Source organism: Micromonospora aurantiaca ATCC 27029, from assembly GCF_000145235.1.
Lineage (GTDB): Bacteria > Actinomycetota > Actinomycetes > Mycobacteriales > Micromonosporaceae > Micromonospora > Micromonospora aurantiaca.
This window is the reverse complement of the sequence record NC_014391.1, coordinates 734,950-748,911: the sequence shown is the minus strand read 5'-3', so window position 1 is coordinate 748,911 and position 13,962 is coordinate 734,950. Positions and strand designations below refer to the sequence as shown.

Below are 13,962 nucleotides of genomic sequence, written 5' to 3'. Positions count from 1 at the left end.
GGCGTCCGTCATGACGGGCCGGTGGATCGGGCGGGTACGGGCGGAAGCGGACCGTTCACCTCACGCCGGGGCTCGGGCAGCCGCGCGGCGGAGACCGCCAGGCGGGACACCCGCCGGCCGTCGAGCGTGAGCACCCGCAGCAGCCAGCCCGCCGGATCGGCGGGGACCGATCCGGCGGCCGGGTCGACAGCCACCGGCACCTCGTCGCCCGCCACGGGCAGCCGGCCCAGGGCGGCCATCACGTACCCGCCCACCGTCTCGTACGGCCCGGCGGGCAGCGGCACCCCGGTGCGCTCGGCGAAGTCGGTCAGGTTGAGCCGGCCGTCGACGACCGCGGGCAGGCCGGCGGGTTCCGGTTCGAGCGGGCCGTGCTCGTCGTCGCGGATCTCCCCGACCAGTTCCTCGACCAGGTCCTCGCAGGTGACGATGCCGGCCGTGCCGCCGTACTCGTCGACGACGACGGCCAGGTGGTGGCCCTCCCGGCGCATCTCGGTGAGCGCCGCCAGCACACGCTTGCTGTCCGGCAGGCGCTTCACCTCCCGGATCAGGTCGCCGACCAGGAGCAGCCGGTCCGCGTCCGGGCGCAGCAGCACGTCCCGCAGGTGCACCAGGCCGACCACGTCGTCGTGGGTGCCGTCGACCACCGGGTAGCGGGTGTGCGGGTCGGCCCGGACCAGCCGCTGGGCCTGCGCCAGCGGGAGCGCCGCGCTGAGGAAGACCACCTCGGTGCGGGGCACCATCACCTCGCGGACGAGCCGGGCGCCGGCCACCAGCACCTCGTCGATGATCCGCCGCTCGTCCGGGTCGAGCAGCGTGTTCGCCGCGACCAGGTCCCGTAGTTCGGCCTCGCTGATCCGTTCCCGCCCGGCGGTGGGGCTGGCCCCGAGCAGGGCGGTGACCAGGCGGGTGGCGCCGTCGGCGCCGCGCACCACGAGACGGGCCACGGTGCGGGCCAGCGGGCCGGGTTCGCGTCGGGGCCGCCCCGACGGTCGCCGCCGGGGCCCGGGACCACCACCCTCCCGCATGAGAAGGATGGTAGACAGCGGCCACCCTACGCTCGGCTCAATGTGCGGATCTGTTCAATCATGAAGGATTATGATGGAATAGAGGCGGACTCAACTCGACAGCCGCGACACAGCCCCCGGCCGTAGGGTGATCACGGGACGGCCGCCGCGGGACGCGGCCCAGGCAGGAGGACCGACGTGAAACTGCTCGTCACCGGCGGCGCCGGCTACATCGGCAGCGTGGTGACCCGGATGCTGCTCGACCACGGCCACCAGGTGACCGTGCTGGACGACCTGCGCACCGGTCACCGGGAGGCCCTCGCCCCCGACGCCACCCACGTCGAGCTGCCGGTACACGAGGCCGCCCGGGTGCTCACCCCCGACGCCGGGTTCGACGGCGTGCTGCACTTCGCCGCCCTCATCGCCGCCGGCGAGTCGATGATCCGCCCCGAGCTGTACTGGCACACCAACACGGTCGGCTCGATCGCGCTCATCGACGCGGTCCGCGCCGCCCGGGTGCCCCGGATGGTCTTCTCCTCCACCGCCGCCGTCTACGGCAACCCCACCGAGCTGCCCATCCCGGAGACCGCCGTCAAGGCGCCCACCAGCACCTACGGTGCCACCAAGCTGGCCGTCGACATGGCGCTCACCTCCGAGGCGATCGCGCACGACCTGGCCGCCGTCTCGCTGCGCTACTTCAACGTCGCCGGGGCGTACCTGCGCGACGGGCTGGCCATCGGCGAGCGGCACGACCCGGAGACGCACCTCATCCCGATCGCGCTCGACGTGGCCGCCGGACGGCGGGAGAAGCTCCAGCTCTTCGGCGACGACTACCCCACAGTCGACGGCACCTGCGTCCGCGACTACATCCACGTCGAAGACCTGGCCCGCGCCCACCTGCTCGCGCTGGACGCGGCCACCCCGGGCCGGCACCGCATCTACAACCTCGGCAACGGCAACGGCTTCACCAACCGGCAGGTGGTCGACGTGGTCCGCGAGGTCACCGGGCACCCGGTGCCGGTCGAGGTGGCCCCCCGCCGCGAGGGCGACCCGGCCGAGCTGGTCGCGTCCTCCGCGCTGGCCCGCGACGAGCTGGGCTGGACGCCGGCCAAGCCGACCCTGCACGACATGGTCGGCGATGCCTGGGCGTTCTACCGGGCACACGTCGCGGGACAGCCCTCATGAATGTCGCCGACCGCGCCACGGCCGGCTTCCGGCAGCGGTACGGCACCGAGCCGGCGGGCCGCTGGGCGGCTCCCGGACGGGTCAACCTGATCGGCGAGCACACCGACTACAACGACGGCTTCGTGCTGCCCTTCGCGCTGCCGCTGCGTACCGTGGTCGCCGCCGCGCCCGCCCCCGACGGACGCTGGACCGTCTGGTCGGAGCTGGACGACGAACCGGTCGAGTTCGGCGCGGCGGAGGCCGACGAGCCCGGCCGGGTCGACGGCTGGGCCGCCTACGTGGCCGGGGTGGTGTGGGCGCTGCGCGCCGACGGCCACGACGTGCCGGGCGCGCGGCTCGCCGTCGCCTCCGACGTGCCGGTCGGCTCCGGGCTCTCCTCGTCGGCGGCGATCGAGTCGGCGGTGCTGGCCGCGCTGGTCGACCTCGGCGGGCTCGACCTGCCCGCCGGGCGGTGGCCGCGGCTCGCCCAGCGGGCCGAGAACGATTACGTCGGCGCACCCACCGGGATCATGGACCAGTCCGCGGTGATCCGCGGCCGGGCCGGGCACGCGCTGTTCCTCGACTGCCGCACCGAGGAGGTCGAGCAGATCCCGTTCGACCTGGACGGCGCCGGGCTGGCCGTGCTGGTGATCGACAGCCGGGCGCCGCACCGGCACGCGGACGGCGAGTACGCCGCTCGGCGCAAGAGCTGCGAGCAGGCCGCCGCGACGCTCGGGGTGACAGCGCTGCGCGACGTCGACGTGGCCGGCCTCGACGCCGCGCTGGCGCGCCTCGACGACGACGAGACCCGCCGCCGGGTCCGGCACGTGGTGACCGAGAACCAGCGGGTGCTCGACACCGTCGCGCTGCTGCGCGCCGGCCGGGTCCGCGACACCGGTCCGCTGCTGACCGCCTCGCACGCCTCCATGCGCGACGACTTCGAGATCACCGTGCCGGAGATCGACACCGCGGTCGAGGCGGCGCTGGCCGCCGGCGCGTACGGCGCGCGGATGACCGGCGGCGGCTTCGGCGGCTGCGTGCTCGCCCTGGTCGATGCCGACGCCGCCGACGCGGTGGCGGCCGCCGTGACCGAGGCGTACGCCGAGCGCGGCTTCACCGCCCCCGGCACGCTCACGGTCCTGCCCGCCGGTGGCGTCACCCGGCTGTAAGGAAGGGCCCCTTATTAACGCCTGCGGTAGAGGAAGGGCCCCTTGTTAACAGCGCACTGTTAACAAGGGGCCCTTCCTTACAACCCAGGGTCAGCCGGCCTCGACGATCATGCCGGCGCCGACCGTACGGTTCGTCGACTCGTCGATGATCACGAAGCCGCCGGTGGTGCGGTTACGGCGGTACTCGTCGGCCAGCAGCGGAACCGTGGTGCGCAGCCGGACCCGGCCGATCTCGTTGAGCTTCAGCTCACCGGCCGTCTCGTCGCGGTGCAGCGAGTTGATGTCCAGCCGGTAGTGCAGCCCGCGCACGATCGCCCGCGCCGAACGGGTCGTGTGCTTGATCGCGTACTTGCCGCCGACCTGCAACGGCCGCGTCTCGTCCATCCAGCAGATCATCGCCTCGATGTCCTGCACGGCCATCGGGGCGTTGTTCGGCCGGCAGATCATGTCGCCGCGGGAGATGTCCAGCTCGTCGGTCAGCCGGACCGTCACCGACATCGGCGGGAACGCCTCGTCCACCGGGCCGTCCGCGGTCTCCACCGCGGCGATCCGGCTGGTGAAGCCCGACGGCAGCACCATGACCTCGTCGCCCGGCTTGAGCACGCCGGAGGCCACCTGACCGGCGTAGCCCCGGTAGTCGGTGACGGTGGTGGACTGCGGCCGGATCACGTACTGCACCGGGAACCGCACGTCGACCAGGTTGCGGTCCGAGGCGATGTGCACCCGCTCCAGGTGGTGCAGCAGCGACGGGCCCTCGTACCAGGGCATGTTCTCCGAGCGGGTGACGATGTTGTCGCCCTGCAGCGCGGACACCGGCACCACAGTCAGGTCCGGCACGTCGAGCTTCGCGGCGAACGCGGTGAACTCGTCCGCGATCCGCTCGTAGACCTCCTGCGACCAGTCCACCAGGTCCATCTTGTTCACGCACAGGACCAGGTGCGGCACCCGCAGCAGCGAGCAGAGGAACGCGTGCCGGCGGGACTGCTCCACCAGGCCCTTACGCGCGTCCACCAGGATCAGCGCCAGGTCGGCGGTGGAGGCGCCGGTGACCATGTTCCGGGTGTACTGGATGTGCCCCGGGGTGTCGGCGATGATGAACTTCCGCCGCGGCGTGGCGAAGTAGCGGTACGCCACGTCGATGGTGATGCCCTGCTCCCGCTCGGCGCGCAGGCCGTCGGTGAGCAGCGCCAGGTTCGTGTACTCGTCGCCCCGGGCCGCACTGACCGCCTCGACGGCGGCGAGCTGGTCACTGAACAGCGACTTGGTGTCGTAGAGCAGACGGCCGATCAGCGTCGACTTGCCGTCGTCGACGCTGCCCGCGGTGGCGAACCGCAGCAGGTCCATCGGCCGCGCGGTCTCGCTCTCGGCCGGGGCCAGGGTCTCGACGCTCATCAGAAGTAGCCCTCTCGCTTGCGGTCCTCCATGGCGGCCTCGCTGACCCGGTCGTCGCCGCGGGTCGCGCCGCGCTCGGTGATCCGCGTGGCGGCCACCTCCTCGATCACCTTCTCCACCGTGTCGGCGTCCGAGCGGACCGCCGCGGTGCAGGAGGCGTCACCCACGGTCCGGTACCGCACCTGGGCCTTGAACGGCTGCTCACCGGCGCGCGCCCGGAAGAACTCGTTCACCGCGTAGAGCATGCCGTCGCGCTCGATCACCTCGCGCTCGTGCGCGTAGTAGATCGACGGCAGCGGGATCCGCTCCCGCTCGATGTAGTGCCAGACGTCCAGCTCGGTCCAGTTCGACAGCGGGAACACCCGGATCGACTCGCCCGGGTGGTGCCGGCCGTTGTAGAGCGCCCACAGCTCCGGACGCTGGTTCTTCGGATCCCACTGGCCGAACTCGTCGCGGAAGCTGAACACCCGCTCCTTGGCCCGCGCCTTCTCCTCGTCGCGCCGGGCGCCGCCGAACAGCGCGTCGAAGCGGTGCTTCTCCACCGCCTCCAGCAGCACCGGCGTCTGGATCCGGTTGCGCATGCCGTCGGCCGACTCGCGGACCAGGCCCTTGTTCAGCGCCTCCGGCACGCTCGCCACGATGAGCTGCAGGCCCAGCTCGGCCACCCGCTGATCGCGGTAGTCGAGCACCTCGGGGAAGTTGTGCCCGGTGTCCACGTGCATCACCGGGAAGGGGATGTTGGCCGGCGCGAACGCCTTCTGGGCCAACCGGAGCATCACGATCGAGTCCTTGCCGCCGGAGAACAGCAGCACCGGCCGTTCCATCTCGGCGACGACCTCGCGCATCACGAAGATGCTCTCCGCCTCGAGCGCGTCGAGGTGCGACACCTGGTACGCGGCGGGGGACGTCATGACACGAACTCGATTCGCACGGATCCGTACATCGGATTCCAGACCTTTCAGGTCGGACTCGTGAAGAAGAACGCTCAGGTTACCCGGAATGCCGCTGCAACGCTGCAAGCAACCGACTCGCGAGATCCTTGCGGCAGACCAGCAGATCCGGTAGGCGCGGGTCGGCCCCGTTGTATTTCAGCGCAGAACCGTCGATCCGGGAAGCATGCAGACCGGTGGCCGTCGCCACAGCGACCGGAGCGGCCGAATCCCACTCGTACTGACCGCCCGCGTGGATGTACGCGTCGACCTCACCCGTGACCACGGCGGCGATCTTCGCGCCCGCCGAGCCCATCGGAACCAGATGAGCGCCGACGTCCTCTGCCAGGTCGGTCAGGAAAACCGGCGGACGGCTACGGCTGGCCGCCAAGCGGATGACCCGCGCGCCGCCCCCGGTGGCCGCCTCCACTGTCATCGGCGGGTACGCCGGCGGGTGGTCCGTGCCGAGCACCCGGTGCTGGGCCGGCAGCGCCACCGCGCCCGCCACCAGACCGTGCGGCCGCGACGCGTTACGCGACCAGAGCGCCACGTGCACCGCCCAGTCCGCGCGCCCCTCCTCCGCGTACTCCCGGGTGCCGTCCAGCGGGTCGACGATCCAGACCCGGTCCGCGGTCAGGCGCGACAGCGCCGCGTCTGTCACCTCCGCCGTCCAGGCCAGCCGCGAGCCCTCGTCCTCCTCCGACAGCACCGCGTCCGCCGGCCGCCACTTCGCCAGCTCGGTGCGGATCAGATCGTGCGAGACCTTGTCGCCGGCCGACCGGAGCGCGCCCGCGTCGGCGAAGCCCATCTCCGCGCGCAGGGCCGTCAGCGCCTGACCGGCCCGGGACGCCAGCCACCGGGCGAACCCGCCGTCGATCATCGGAGGACTGCCCATGCTGCTCCCGTCACCCGCCTTCGCTCCCGTCGCCCGAGGCTACCGGCCGGGCTCCGCCCCGCCGCTCAACCCCCGTGGTACAGGTTCTGCGTCGGCTCCACGCCCTTCAGAACCACGGACTCCACCACGTCCGCCGCGCGGTCCACCAGGAACTCCAGCTCCTTGCGCTCCGACGAAGAGAAATCCGAGAGTACGTAGTCAGCCGGGTCCTGCCGGCCCGGCGGCCGGCCGATGCCGAACCGCACCCGCACGTAGTCCTTGGTGCCGAGCGACTTCGACATCGAGCGCAGGCCGTTGTGCCCGCCCTCGCCGCCGCCGCACTTCACCCGCACCTGCCCGTACGGGATGTCCAGCTCGTCGTGCACCGCGATCACGTGCGCCGGCGGGATCTTGTGGAACTGCGCCAGCCCGGCCACCGGACCGCCGGAGAGGTTCATGTACGTCAACGGCTTCAGCAGCACCAGCTTCGGACCGCCGAACCCCAGCCGCCCCTCCGCAGCCTCGGCCATCGCACGCTTGTGCCGCCCGAACTTCGCGCCCACCCGGGCCGCCAGCAGGTCGGCCACCATGAAGCCGACGTTGTGCCGGTTGCCCGCGTACTCCCGGCCGGGGTTGCCCAGGCCGACCACCAGCCACGGTCCCGCCTCGTCCATCACCCGACGCCCCTTCCCGCTCGCTCGCCCGACCAGCCGTCCCGATACGCCGACAGGCGCCCCCGGGAACCGGGGACGCCTGTCGCACAGCCTTGCGGACCGGTCAGGCCTCGGTCTTCGCCTCGGCCGGGGCCTCCTCGCCCTCGGCGGCCGGAGCGCCCTCGGCACCCTCGGCGGTCTCCTCGCCGACCTCGGCCTCGGCCTCCTCGGTGGCCTCCTCGACCTCGGGGAGGGTGGCCTCGAGCTGCTCGGCGGTCGGAGCGGCGGTCACCGAGGCGACAGCGGTCTCCTCGTCGGTGGCCAGCTCGACGCCGGCCGGCAGCTCGACGTCGGCGGCGGTGATCGTGGTGCCCGGCTCGGCGCCCTCGATCGACGCCTCCAGGTGGTCCGGCACCTTGGTCGCGTCGGCGGTCACCGACAGCGTGTCGTGGTCGTGCACGATCAGGGTGTCCTTCGCGGCCTCACCGGTCAGCTGGACCGGGACCTCGACGGTGACCTTCTCGCCACGGCGGACCAGCAGCAGGTCCACGTGCTCGAAGGTGTCCTTGATCGGGTCACGCTGGATCGCCTTCGGCAGCGCCAGCACCTGGGTGCCGTCGCTGACCTCGATCGCGAAGAGCTGGTTCGCGCCGCCCTTACGGATCGCGGCGGCGAACTCCCGCGCCGGAAGCGCGATGTGCTTGGGCTTCTCGCCGTGGCCGTACAGCACGGCGGGCACCTTGCCGGCCCGGCGGGTACGACGGGCACCACCCTTGCCGAACTCGGTACGGGGCTCGGCGCTGATCTTTACCTCGGACACGGGGAAACTCCTGATGCTTCGCTGCGGCGGCTTGTCGTCTGGCGGTGCTGGGGCGAGGGGCTCGCTGGGGCTAGGGTCATGAACGACCGCCCGGAGCACCGCGTCGATGACGGCGCCTCCGTGCGGTGCTTGTCAGCAGCCCGCCGGGCACCCTCGCCGTGGCAACCGCACCAGTCTACCCGAGGGAATTCCCGGCTCTCCGGCAGTCCCCCATATCACCGCCCCGCCGGTTCCGCAGGGCATCGGCCCGGCCGCCGGGAACTCCCGGCGACCGGACCGCACGCTCAGCTCAGGCCACCGAACAGGGTGGTCACCGAGCCGTCGTCGAAGACCTCCCGGATCGCCCGCGCCAGCAGCGGGGCGATCGACAGTACGGTCAGCTTGTCCAGCTGCTTCTCCGACGGCAGCGGCAGCGTGTTCGTCACCACGACCTCGCTGATCGGGCTGTTCTTCAGCCGCTCCGTCGCCGGGTCGGACAGCAGCGCGTGGGTCGAGGCGACCACGATCTCCGCCGCGCCCTGCTCCTTGAGGATGTCCGCCGCCTTGGTGATCGTGCCACCGGTGTCGATCATGTCGTCCACGATCAGGCACACCCGGCCCTCGACCTCACCGACCACCCGGTTCGCCACCACCTGGTTCGGCTTGAGCGGATCGCGGGTCTTGTGGATGAACGCCAGCGGGCAGCCGCCCAGCCGGTCGGTCCAGCGCTCGGCCACGCGTACCCGGCCCGAGTCCGGCGCGACCACGGTCATCGGCCGGCCCGCGTACTTGTGCTCCACGTACTCGGCCAGCACGTCCATCGCGAACAGGTGGTCCACCGGGCCGTCGAAGAAGCCCTGGATCTGCGCGGTGTGCAGGTCCACGGTCAGGATCCGGTTCGCGCCCGCCGTCTTCAGCAGATCCGCGATCAGCCGGGCCGAGATCGGCTCCCGGCCGCGGTGCTTCTTGTCCTGCCGCGAGTACGGGTAGAACGGCAGTACCACGGTGATCCGCTTGGCCGAGCCGCGCTTCAGCGCGTCGACCATGATCAGGGTCTCCATGACCCAGGTGTTCACGCCGTGCGTCACGGACTGCACCACGAAGGCGTCCGAACCACGGACCGAGTCCTTGTACCGTACGAAGATCTCGCCGTTGGCGAAGTCGTACGCGTCGGCCGGCGTCGGCGCGACGCCGAGCACCTCACCGATCTCCTTGGCCAGCTCCGGAAAACCCCTCCCGGAGAAGAGCATCAGGCTCTTGCGGTTTTCGGCGACGATGCTGCCCATGGGCCCGTCTGCTCCCGTATGTCGGTGGTGCCCGGCGGCGGTGGGGCCGGGGACTGTTCGGTTGCAGTATGCCCCCGGTTCAGCGATTCACCCACGGCCCGCCGATCCCCGTGGATTCAGTCACCTTCGCTTGCGGCGCCGCCCGTGTCCGGCGCACCCTCACCGGCCCGCCGCGCCGCCTCCGCGGCGTCCGTACCGGCCCGCTTGCGCAGCACCCAGCCCTCCACGTTGCGCTGCTGACCACGCGCCACCGCCATCGCGCCCGGCGGCACGTCTCCGGTGATCACCGAGCCCGCAGCGGTGTACGCGCCGTCGCCCACCCGCACCGGCGCCACGAACATGTTGTCCGCTCCGGTACGGGCGTGACTGCCGATGGTGGTGTGGTGCTTGCGTACCCCGTCGTAGTTGACGAAGACGGTGGCCGCGCCGATGTTGCTGTGGTCGCCGATCGTCGCGTCGCCCACGTACGACAGGTGCGGCACCTTCGACCCGTCACCGATCGACGCCTTCTTGGTCTCCACGAACGTGCCGACCTTCGCCTTACGGCCCAGCCGCGACTCCGGCCGCAGGTACGCGTACGGGCCGACGCTCGCCTGCGGGCCCACCTCGGCGCCGAGCGCGTGGCTGCGCACGATGCTCGCGCCCGCGCCCACAACCGTGTCCACGAGCGTGGTGTCCGGGCCGACGAGCGCGCCCTCGCCGACCACTGTCGCGCCCTGGAGCTGCGTGTTCTGGTCGATCACCGCGTCCCGCTCGACGGTCACGGTCACGTCGATCCAGGTGGTGTGCGGGTCGAGGATGCTGACCCCGGTACGCATCCAGCCCTCGTTGATCCGGTCGCGCAGCAGGCGGCGCAGCGCGGCCAGCTCGACCCGGTCGTTGCAGCCGAGCGTCTCCACGTGGTCGGCGGCGCAGTGCACGGCCACCGGCTCACCGGCGTCGCGCAGCAGCGCGAAGACGTCGGTCAGGTACTCCTCGCCCTGGTCGTTGTCCGTGGAGAGCTTGCCCAGCGCCTCCCGCAGGCGAGCCGCGTCGAACGCGTAGATGCCCGCGTTGATCTCCCGCAGCGCGCGCTGCTGGGGGGTGGCGTCGCGCTCCTCGACGATCTGCTCCAGGTGCCCCTGCGCGTCCCGCACGATCCGGCCCAGACCGGTCGGGTCCGGCACCTCGGCGGCCAGCACTGTCGCCGCCGCGGCGGCCTCCTCGTGCGCCTCGACGAGCGCCTGGACCGTCTCCGGCCGCAGCAGCGGCACGTCCCCGTTGATCACCACGACGGTGCCGGTCGCGTCCGGCACCGCGTCCAGCGCGATGCGGACCGCGTGCCCGGTGCCGAGCTGGCGCTCCTGGAGCACCGGCGTGGCACCCGGGGCGACCTCGGTCAGGTGCTCCCGGACCTGGTCGGCGCCGTGGCCGACCACGACCACCGAGCGGTCCGCGCCCAGCGGACCGGCCGCGGCCAGGACGTGACCGAGCAGGGTACGGCCGAGCAGCGGGTGCAGCACCTTGGGCAGGGACGACTTCATCCGCTTGCCCTCACCGGCGGCGAGCACGACAACGGTGCGGAGGTGGGGCTGGGACACGACGTGGCTCCCGTCGGGACGGCGACAGTCTCGCGGTCATGCTAACCAGACCAGCTGGCAGGTTGCCGCGTACCCCAAGAAGGGCGCCTATACCTGGAACTGCTCGGCCGCCAGGATTCGAACCTGAAACACAAGAACCAAAATCTTGGGTGTTGCCAGTTACACCACGGCCGAAGGGACGCAGACAGCTTAGCGGGTGTCGTCCACCTCGGGAGGTCTCGGATCGGGGGCAGAGGCCGCGACCATGCCCTCGACCACGCCGCTCATCCACAGGTACAGGTCGCGCGACCGCGGCACTCTCACGACGAGACATCCCCGGTAATCCGCCCCGACATTGGTTCGCGTGGTCCGGGGATGGTGTCTCTTCAACGTCGGCCGCTGGAAGCACCCGAAGTCCACGCCCAGCTCAGCCGCCCACCATCGACCGGCTGCCTCGGCGTCGGCGTTCTCGTGGATGGCCACGCGATATCTCAGCGCATGACGGCTGCGCCCTGTCGTCTCGACGAAGCGGACGAACAGTTCCACCAGGCGGATGTCGCTGTTGGTGAACGTCAGGTCGTATCGGAGGTTGCCCGGTTTACTCTTCGTGCCCTCGCACAGGTAGAGCACAGCGCCGACGAGTAGCAGTTCCCGCGACGCGAGCATCCCGACCCACTCGGCCGCCCGCCTCTGCGCCTCGCACTCGGCCGCCTCGCGCAGCGTTCGCTTCTCCGCCCAACTGAGCGCACGCCGCTCGCCGGCCACACGACGGCGTTGCGCCGCGGCCTCGGAGGAGACGTCGAGCGGGATGTGCCCCACCCAGCGATAGGCGGTCGACTTGGCGACGCCGAGCCGGTCCGCGATCTCGTCGACGGTGCAGCCCTCGTCGCGAAGCCGGTGCGCCGCGCCCGTCAGCGCCGCACGTCGGCCGCGGCCACCGGTGGAGTCCGACTGGTCACTCATCCCGCGCCTGCTCCACCGCGTGCCCGACTCCGGCCATCACGCCCTCGATGCGCCAGTAGAGCCGCCGGCTGCGAGGAACGGTGATCACCAGGCAGCCGTGGTAGTCCGCGCCGTTGTTCCGCCGCATCGTCGCCGGGTTGTGCCGTTTGAGGGTCGCCCGGCCGAACCGCTCCGGCGGAAGGGCCAGCCGTTCCACCCACCAGCGTTCCACCGCCGCGACATCGGCGGACTCGTGGATCAGGAGCCGATAGGCAGGCACGTCGCGTCCGATCCCACAGCAGGCCAGGAACGCGAGGAACAGGGCGAGCAGCCCGGGATCACTGTTGACGAACTCCAACCGGCCCTGGGGCCGCCAGGGCTTGGACTTGGCTCCCTCGCACCAGTAGATCGCCGCGCCCAGCATCAGCAGATCCCGCTCACCGAGACCGCCGACCACACCGGCGGCGCGCGCGTGCTCCGCGACCTGGGCGGCGTCCCGCGCCTCCCGGTACGCGCTCCAGCGCGCCTCCGTCATCGCCTTCGAGTGCTCGCGGCGCCGCTCCGCGGTCGCGTCGTCCGGGTCCAGCGGCAGGTGGCGCACCCACTGGTACGCGGTCGACTTCGCCACCCCGAGCTGCGCCGCGATCTGGTTGACCGACCGGCCCGCCGCGCGCAGCCGCAGGGCCTCGGCACGGGTGTCGTCCCGGGCTCGCGGCCGGCGGGTCCACTCCGGCGGCGGGACGCCGCGCAGCAGCGCGTACACCCGGTCGCGGCCGATGCCCAGGCGAGCCCGGATCTCGGCGACGGAGAGCTGCTCGTCCACGCGCAGGCGCCGCACCTCGGCGGCGAGGGGGTCGGTCACCGGCGCAGACTAGAACACCCGTACGACAGCAGCCGGTCTGACCAAGAGCGTCGCGCCTGGCAGGATGGACGGGTGACCGACGTATCCGGCAGCGACCGCACCCGTCGGCGGCCCGTGCCGGCGGCGAAGCCCTCCCGGGTGCGGATGTCCGCGACGCAGCGGCGCGAGCAGTTGATCTCGATCGCCCGGCAGATCTTCGCCGAGCGCGGCTTCGACGCGACCTCGATCGAGGAGGTGGCGGCGCGCGCCAAGGTCTCCAAGCCGGTGGTCTACGAGCACTTCGGCGGCAAGGAGGGGCTCTACGCGGTGGTGGTGGACCGGGAGGTCCGCGCGCTGCTTGACCGGATCACCACGGCGCTGACCGCGGGCAACCCGCGGGAGCTGCTGGAGCAGGCCGCGCTGACGCTGCTGACCTACATCGAGGAGGAGACCAGCGGGTTCCGGGTGCTGGTCCGGGAGTCGCCGCTGATGTCGGCGACGGGCAACTTCAGCAGCGTGATGAACGACGTGGCGCACCAGGTGGAGCACATCCTGGCGGGCGAGTTCTCCATCCGGGGGTACGACCCGAAGCTGGCGGAGCTCTACTCCCAGGCGCTGGTGGGCATGGTGGCGCTGACCGGCCGCTGGTGGCTGGAGGTGCGCAAGCCGCGCAAGGAGACGGTGGCGGCGCACCTGGTGAACCTGGCCTGGAACGGGTTGTCGCACCTGGAGTCGAAACCCGGGCCGATCCCCCGGGGCTGACGCCGCGTCAGCGCAACAGCCGCGTCAGCGCAACAGCCGCTTCAGCGCTCACCGATGGGGTGGTAGCGGCGCTGCCGCTCCTCCTCGGCGTGCTCGGCGGTGCCGACCTTGTCGTAGAGGCCGGTGGCGAGCAGGACCAGCCCGAACAGCAGCGACACGATGACTGTCGACATCGAGAAGTTCAGGAAGTTCGCCGGGGTCTGGAGCACCGACATCATCAGGATGCCGGTGACCAGGAAGACCACGCCGGCGGTGAGGTTCATGTAGTGGCCGAGGTTGTCGCGGCGGGACGCCCCGATCAGCAGGACCGCGCCGAAGACCACGGAGACCAGCGAGAAGGCCAGGTTGGTACGCAGGCCGAGCGCCCAGTCGCTGTCCCGGCCGAACAGTCCTTCGCCCCAGGTCTGGAAGACGCCGAAGACGCCGAAGACCAGGATGTAGAGGCCGATGAGCCCGGACAGCACCCGGTAGAGCGGCCGCGCGGGGTGGTTCACCGGGAAGTGCGCCATGATGCCCTCCAGCCGTGTGACTGATTCGGGGCAATTGTCACCTGCGTCGTCCGGTCGCGTCCGGAAAACACCGAAGGCC

General features: G+C 71.6%; 13 protein-coding genes, 1 tRNA gene and 1 pseudogene. 3 read left to right on the top strand and 12 right to left on the bottom strand.

The genetic code is table 11. The annotated features are described in order from the left end of the window. Nucleotides 1-8: 8 nt before the first annotated feature. Nucleotides 9-1,025: a hemolysin family protein gene (locus tag MICAU_RS03795; protein WP_174361694.1), complete on the bottom strand. Its 1,017-nt coding sequence runs from the start codon at nt 1,023-1,025 to the stop codon at nt 9-11. 177 nt (nt 1,026-1,202) lie between these two features. On the opposite strand from MICAU_RS03795, the gene galE reads away from it, so the two are divergent. Together galE and galK are read left to right on the top strand one after the other, a co-directional pair. Then, nucleotides 1,203-2,189, top strand: coding sequence for a UDP-glucose 4-epimerase GalE (gene galE / locus MICAU_RS03790; protein WP_013283963.1), 987 nt, complete (start codon nt 1,203-1,205; stop codon nt 2,187-2,189). Next, complete coding sequence (gene galK / locus MICAU_RS03785; RefSeq protein ID WP_013283962.1) at nt 2,186-3,337, top strand: galactokinase; 1,152 nt, start codon at nt 2,186-2,188, stop codon at nt 3,335-3,337. Before galE ends, galK begins: the two co-directional genes overlap by 4 nt. 90 nt (nt 3,338-3,427) lie before the next feature. Here the strand turns inward: galK and MICAU_RS03780 are convergent, their stop codons facing one another. The 10 genes and pseudogenes from MICAU_RS03780 to MICAU_RS03735 all read right to left on the bottom strand — a co-directional run bounded on the left by MICAU_RS03780 (nt 3,428) and on the right by MICAU_RS03735 (nt 12,633). Then, entirely contained in the window at nt 3,428-4,729 is a 1,302-nt protein-coding gene (locus MICAU_RS03780; protein ID WP_013283961.1) for a sulfate adenylyltransferase subunit 1, read from the bottom strand. Then, nucleotides 4,729-5,640, bottom strand: a complete 912-nt coding sequence (gene cysD / locus MICAU_RS03775; RefSeq protein ID WP_013283960.1) for a sulfate adenylyltransferase subunit CysD — start codon at nt 5,638-5,640, stop codon at nt 4,729-4,731. The genes MICAU_RS03780 and cysD overlap by 1 nt, the downstream gene beginning before the upstream one ends. Before the next feature lie 79 nt (nt 5,641-5,719). Continuing rightward, nucleotides 5,720-6,553, bottom strand: a complete 834-nt coding sequence (locus MICAU_RS03770; protein WP_013283959.1) for an inositol monophosphatase family protein — start codon at nt 6,551-6,553, stop codon at nt 5,720-5,722. Nucleotides 6,554-6,618: 65 nt separating this feature from the next. Then, on the bottom strand, nt 6,619-7,209 hold the full coding sequence (gene pth, locus MICAU_RS03765; protein ID WP_041798792.1) for an aminoacyl-tRNA hydrolase: 591 nt from the start codon (nt 7,207-7,209) through the stop codon (nt 6,619-6,621). A 100-nt stretch (nt 7,210-7,309) separates the two neighbouring features. Then, on the bottom strand, nt 7,310-8,005 hold the full coding sequence (locus MICAU_RS03760) for a 50S ribosomal protein L25/general stress protein Ctc (RefSeq protein ID WP_013283957.1): 696 nt from the start codon (nt 8,003-8,005) through the stop codon (nt 7,310-7,312). Between the two features lie 284 nt (nt 8,006-8,289). Next, the gene (locus MICAU_RS03755; protein ID WP_013283956.1) at nt 8,290-9,270 is read right to left on the bottom strand and encodes a ribose-phosphate diphosphokinase; all 981 of its coding nucleotides are present in this window, start codon (nt 9,268-9,270) and stop codon (nt 8,290-8,292) included. 56 nt (nt 9,271-9,326) lie between these two features. Further along, a pseudogene (gene glmU, locus MICAU_RS03750) lies at nt 9,327-10,850 on the bottom strand (bifunctional UDP-N-acetylglucosamine diphosphorylase/glucosamine-1-phosphate N-acetyltransferase GlmU); the annotation flags it as partial. Between the two features lie 102 nt (nt 10,851-10,952). Beyond that, nucleotides 10,953-11,024, bottom strand: a tRNA-Gln gene (locus tag MICAU_RS03745). Nucleotides 11,025-11,039: 15 nt separating this feature from the next. Then, nucleotides 11,040-11,792 (bottom strand): helix-turn-helix domain-containing protein, encoded by a 753-nt coding sequence (locus tag MICAU_RS03740; RefSeq protein WP_013283954.1) that lies wholly within the window; start codon nt 11,790-11,792, stop codon nt 11,040-11,042. Then, on the bottom strand, nt 11,785-12,633 hold the full coding sequence (locus tag MICAU_RS03735; RefSeq protein WP_013283953.1) for a helix-turn-helix domain-containing protein: 849 nt from the start codon (nt 12,631-12,633) through the stop codon (nt 11,785-11,787). The genes MICAU_RS03740 and MICAU_RS03735 overlap by 8 nt, the downstream gene beginning before the upstream one ends. Before the next feature lie 72 nt (nt 12,634-12,705). On the opposite strand from MICAU_RS03735, the gene MICAU_RS03730 reads away from it, so the two are divergent. Further along, nucleotides 12,706-13,374, top strand: coding sequence for a TetR family transcriptional regulator (locus tag MICAU_RS03730; protein ID WP_013283952.1), 669 nt, complete (start codon nt 12,706-12,708; stop codon nt 13,372-13,374). A gap of 41 nt (nt 13,375-13,415) precedes the next feature. Here MICAU_RS03730 and MICAU_RS03725 read toward each other — a convergent pair whose 3' ends face one another. Then, entirely contained in the window at nt 13,416-13,883 is a 468-nt protein-coding gene (locus MICAU_RS03725; protein ID WP_013283951.1) for a DUF4383 domain-containing protein, read from the bottom strand. Nucleotides 13,884-13,962 lie beyond the last annotated feature (79 nt).

Coding starts and splice junctions, on each gene's coding strand:
- MICAU_RS03795 (WP_174361694.1), bottom strand. CDS start 1,025: ATGCGGGAGGGTGGTGGTCCCGGGCCCCGGCGGCGACCGTCGGGGCGG.
- galK (WP_013283962.1), top strand. CDS start 2,186: ATGAATGTCGCCGACCGCGCCACGGCCGGCTTCCGGCAGCGGTACGGC.
- MICAU_RS03780 (WP_013283961.1), bottom strand. CDS start 4,729: ATGAGCGTCGAGACCCTGGCCCCGGCCGAGAGCGAGACCGCGCGGCCG.
- cysD (WP_013283960.1), bottom strand. CDS start 5,640: ATGACGTCCCCCGCCGCGTACCAGGTGTCGCACCTCGACGCGCTCGAG.
- MICAU_RS03770 (WP_013283959.1), bottom strand. CDS start 6,553: ATGGGCAGTCCTCCGATGATCGACGGCGGGTTCGCCCGGTGGCTGGCG.
- MICAU_RS03755 (WP_013283956.1), bottom strand. CDS start 9,270: ATGGGCAGCATCGTCGCCGAAAACCGCAAGAGCCTGATGCTCTTCTCC.
- MICAU_RS03740 (WP_013283954.1), bottom strand. CDS start 11,792: ATGAGTGACCAGTCGGACTCCACCGGTGGCCGCGGCCGACGTGCGGCG.
- MICAU_RS03725 (WP_013283951.1), bottom strand. CDS start 13,883: ATGGCGCACTTCCCGGTGAACCACCCCGCGCGGCCGCTCTACCGGGTG.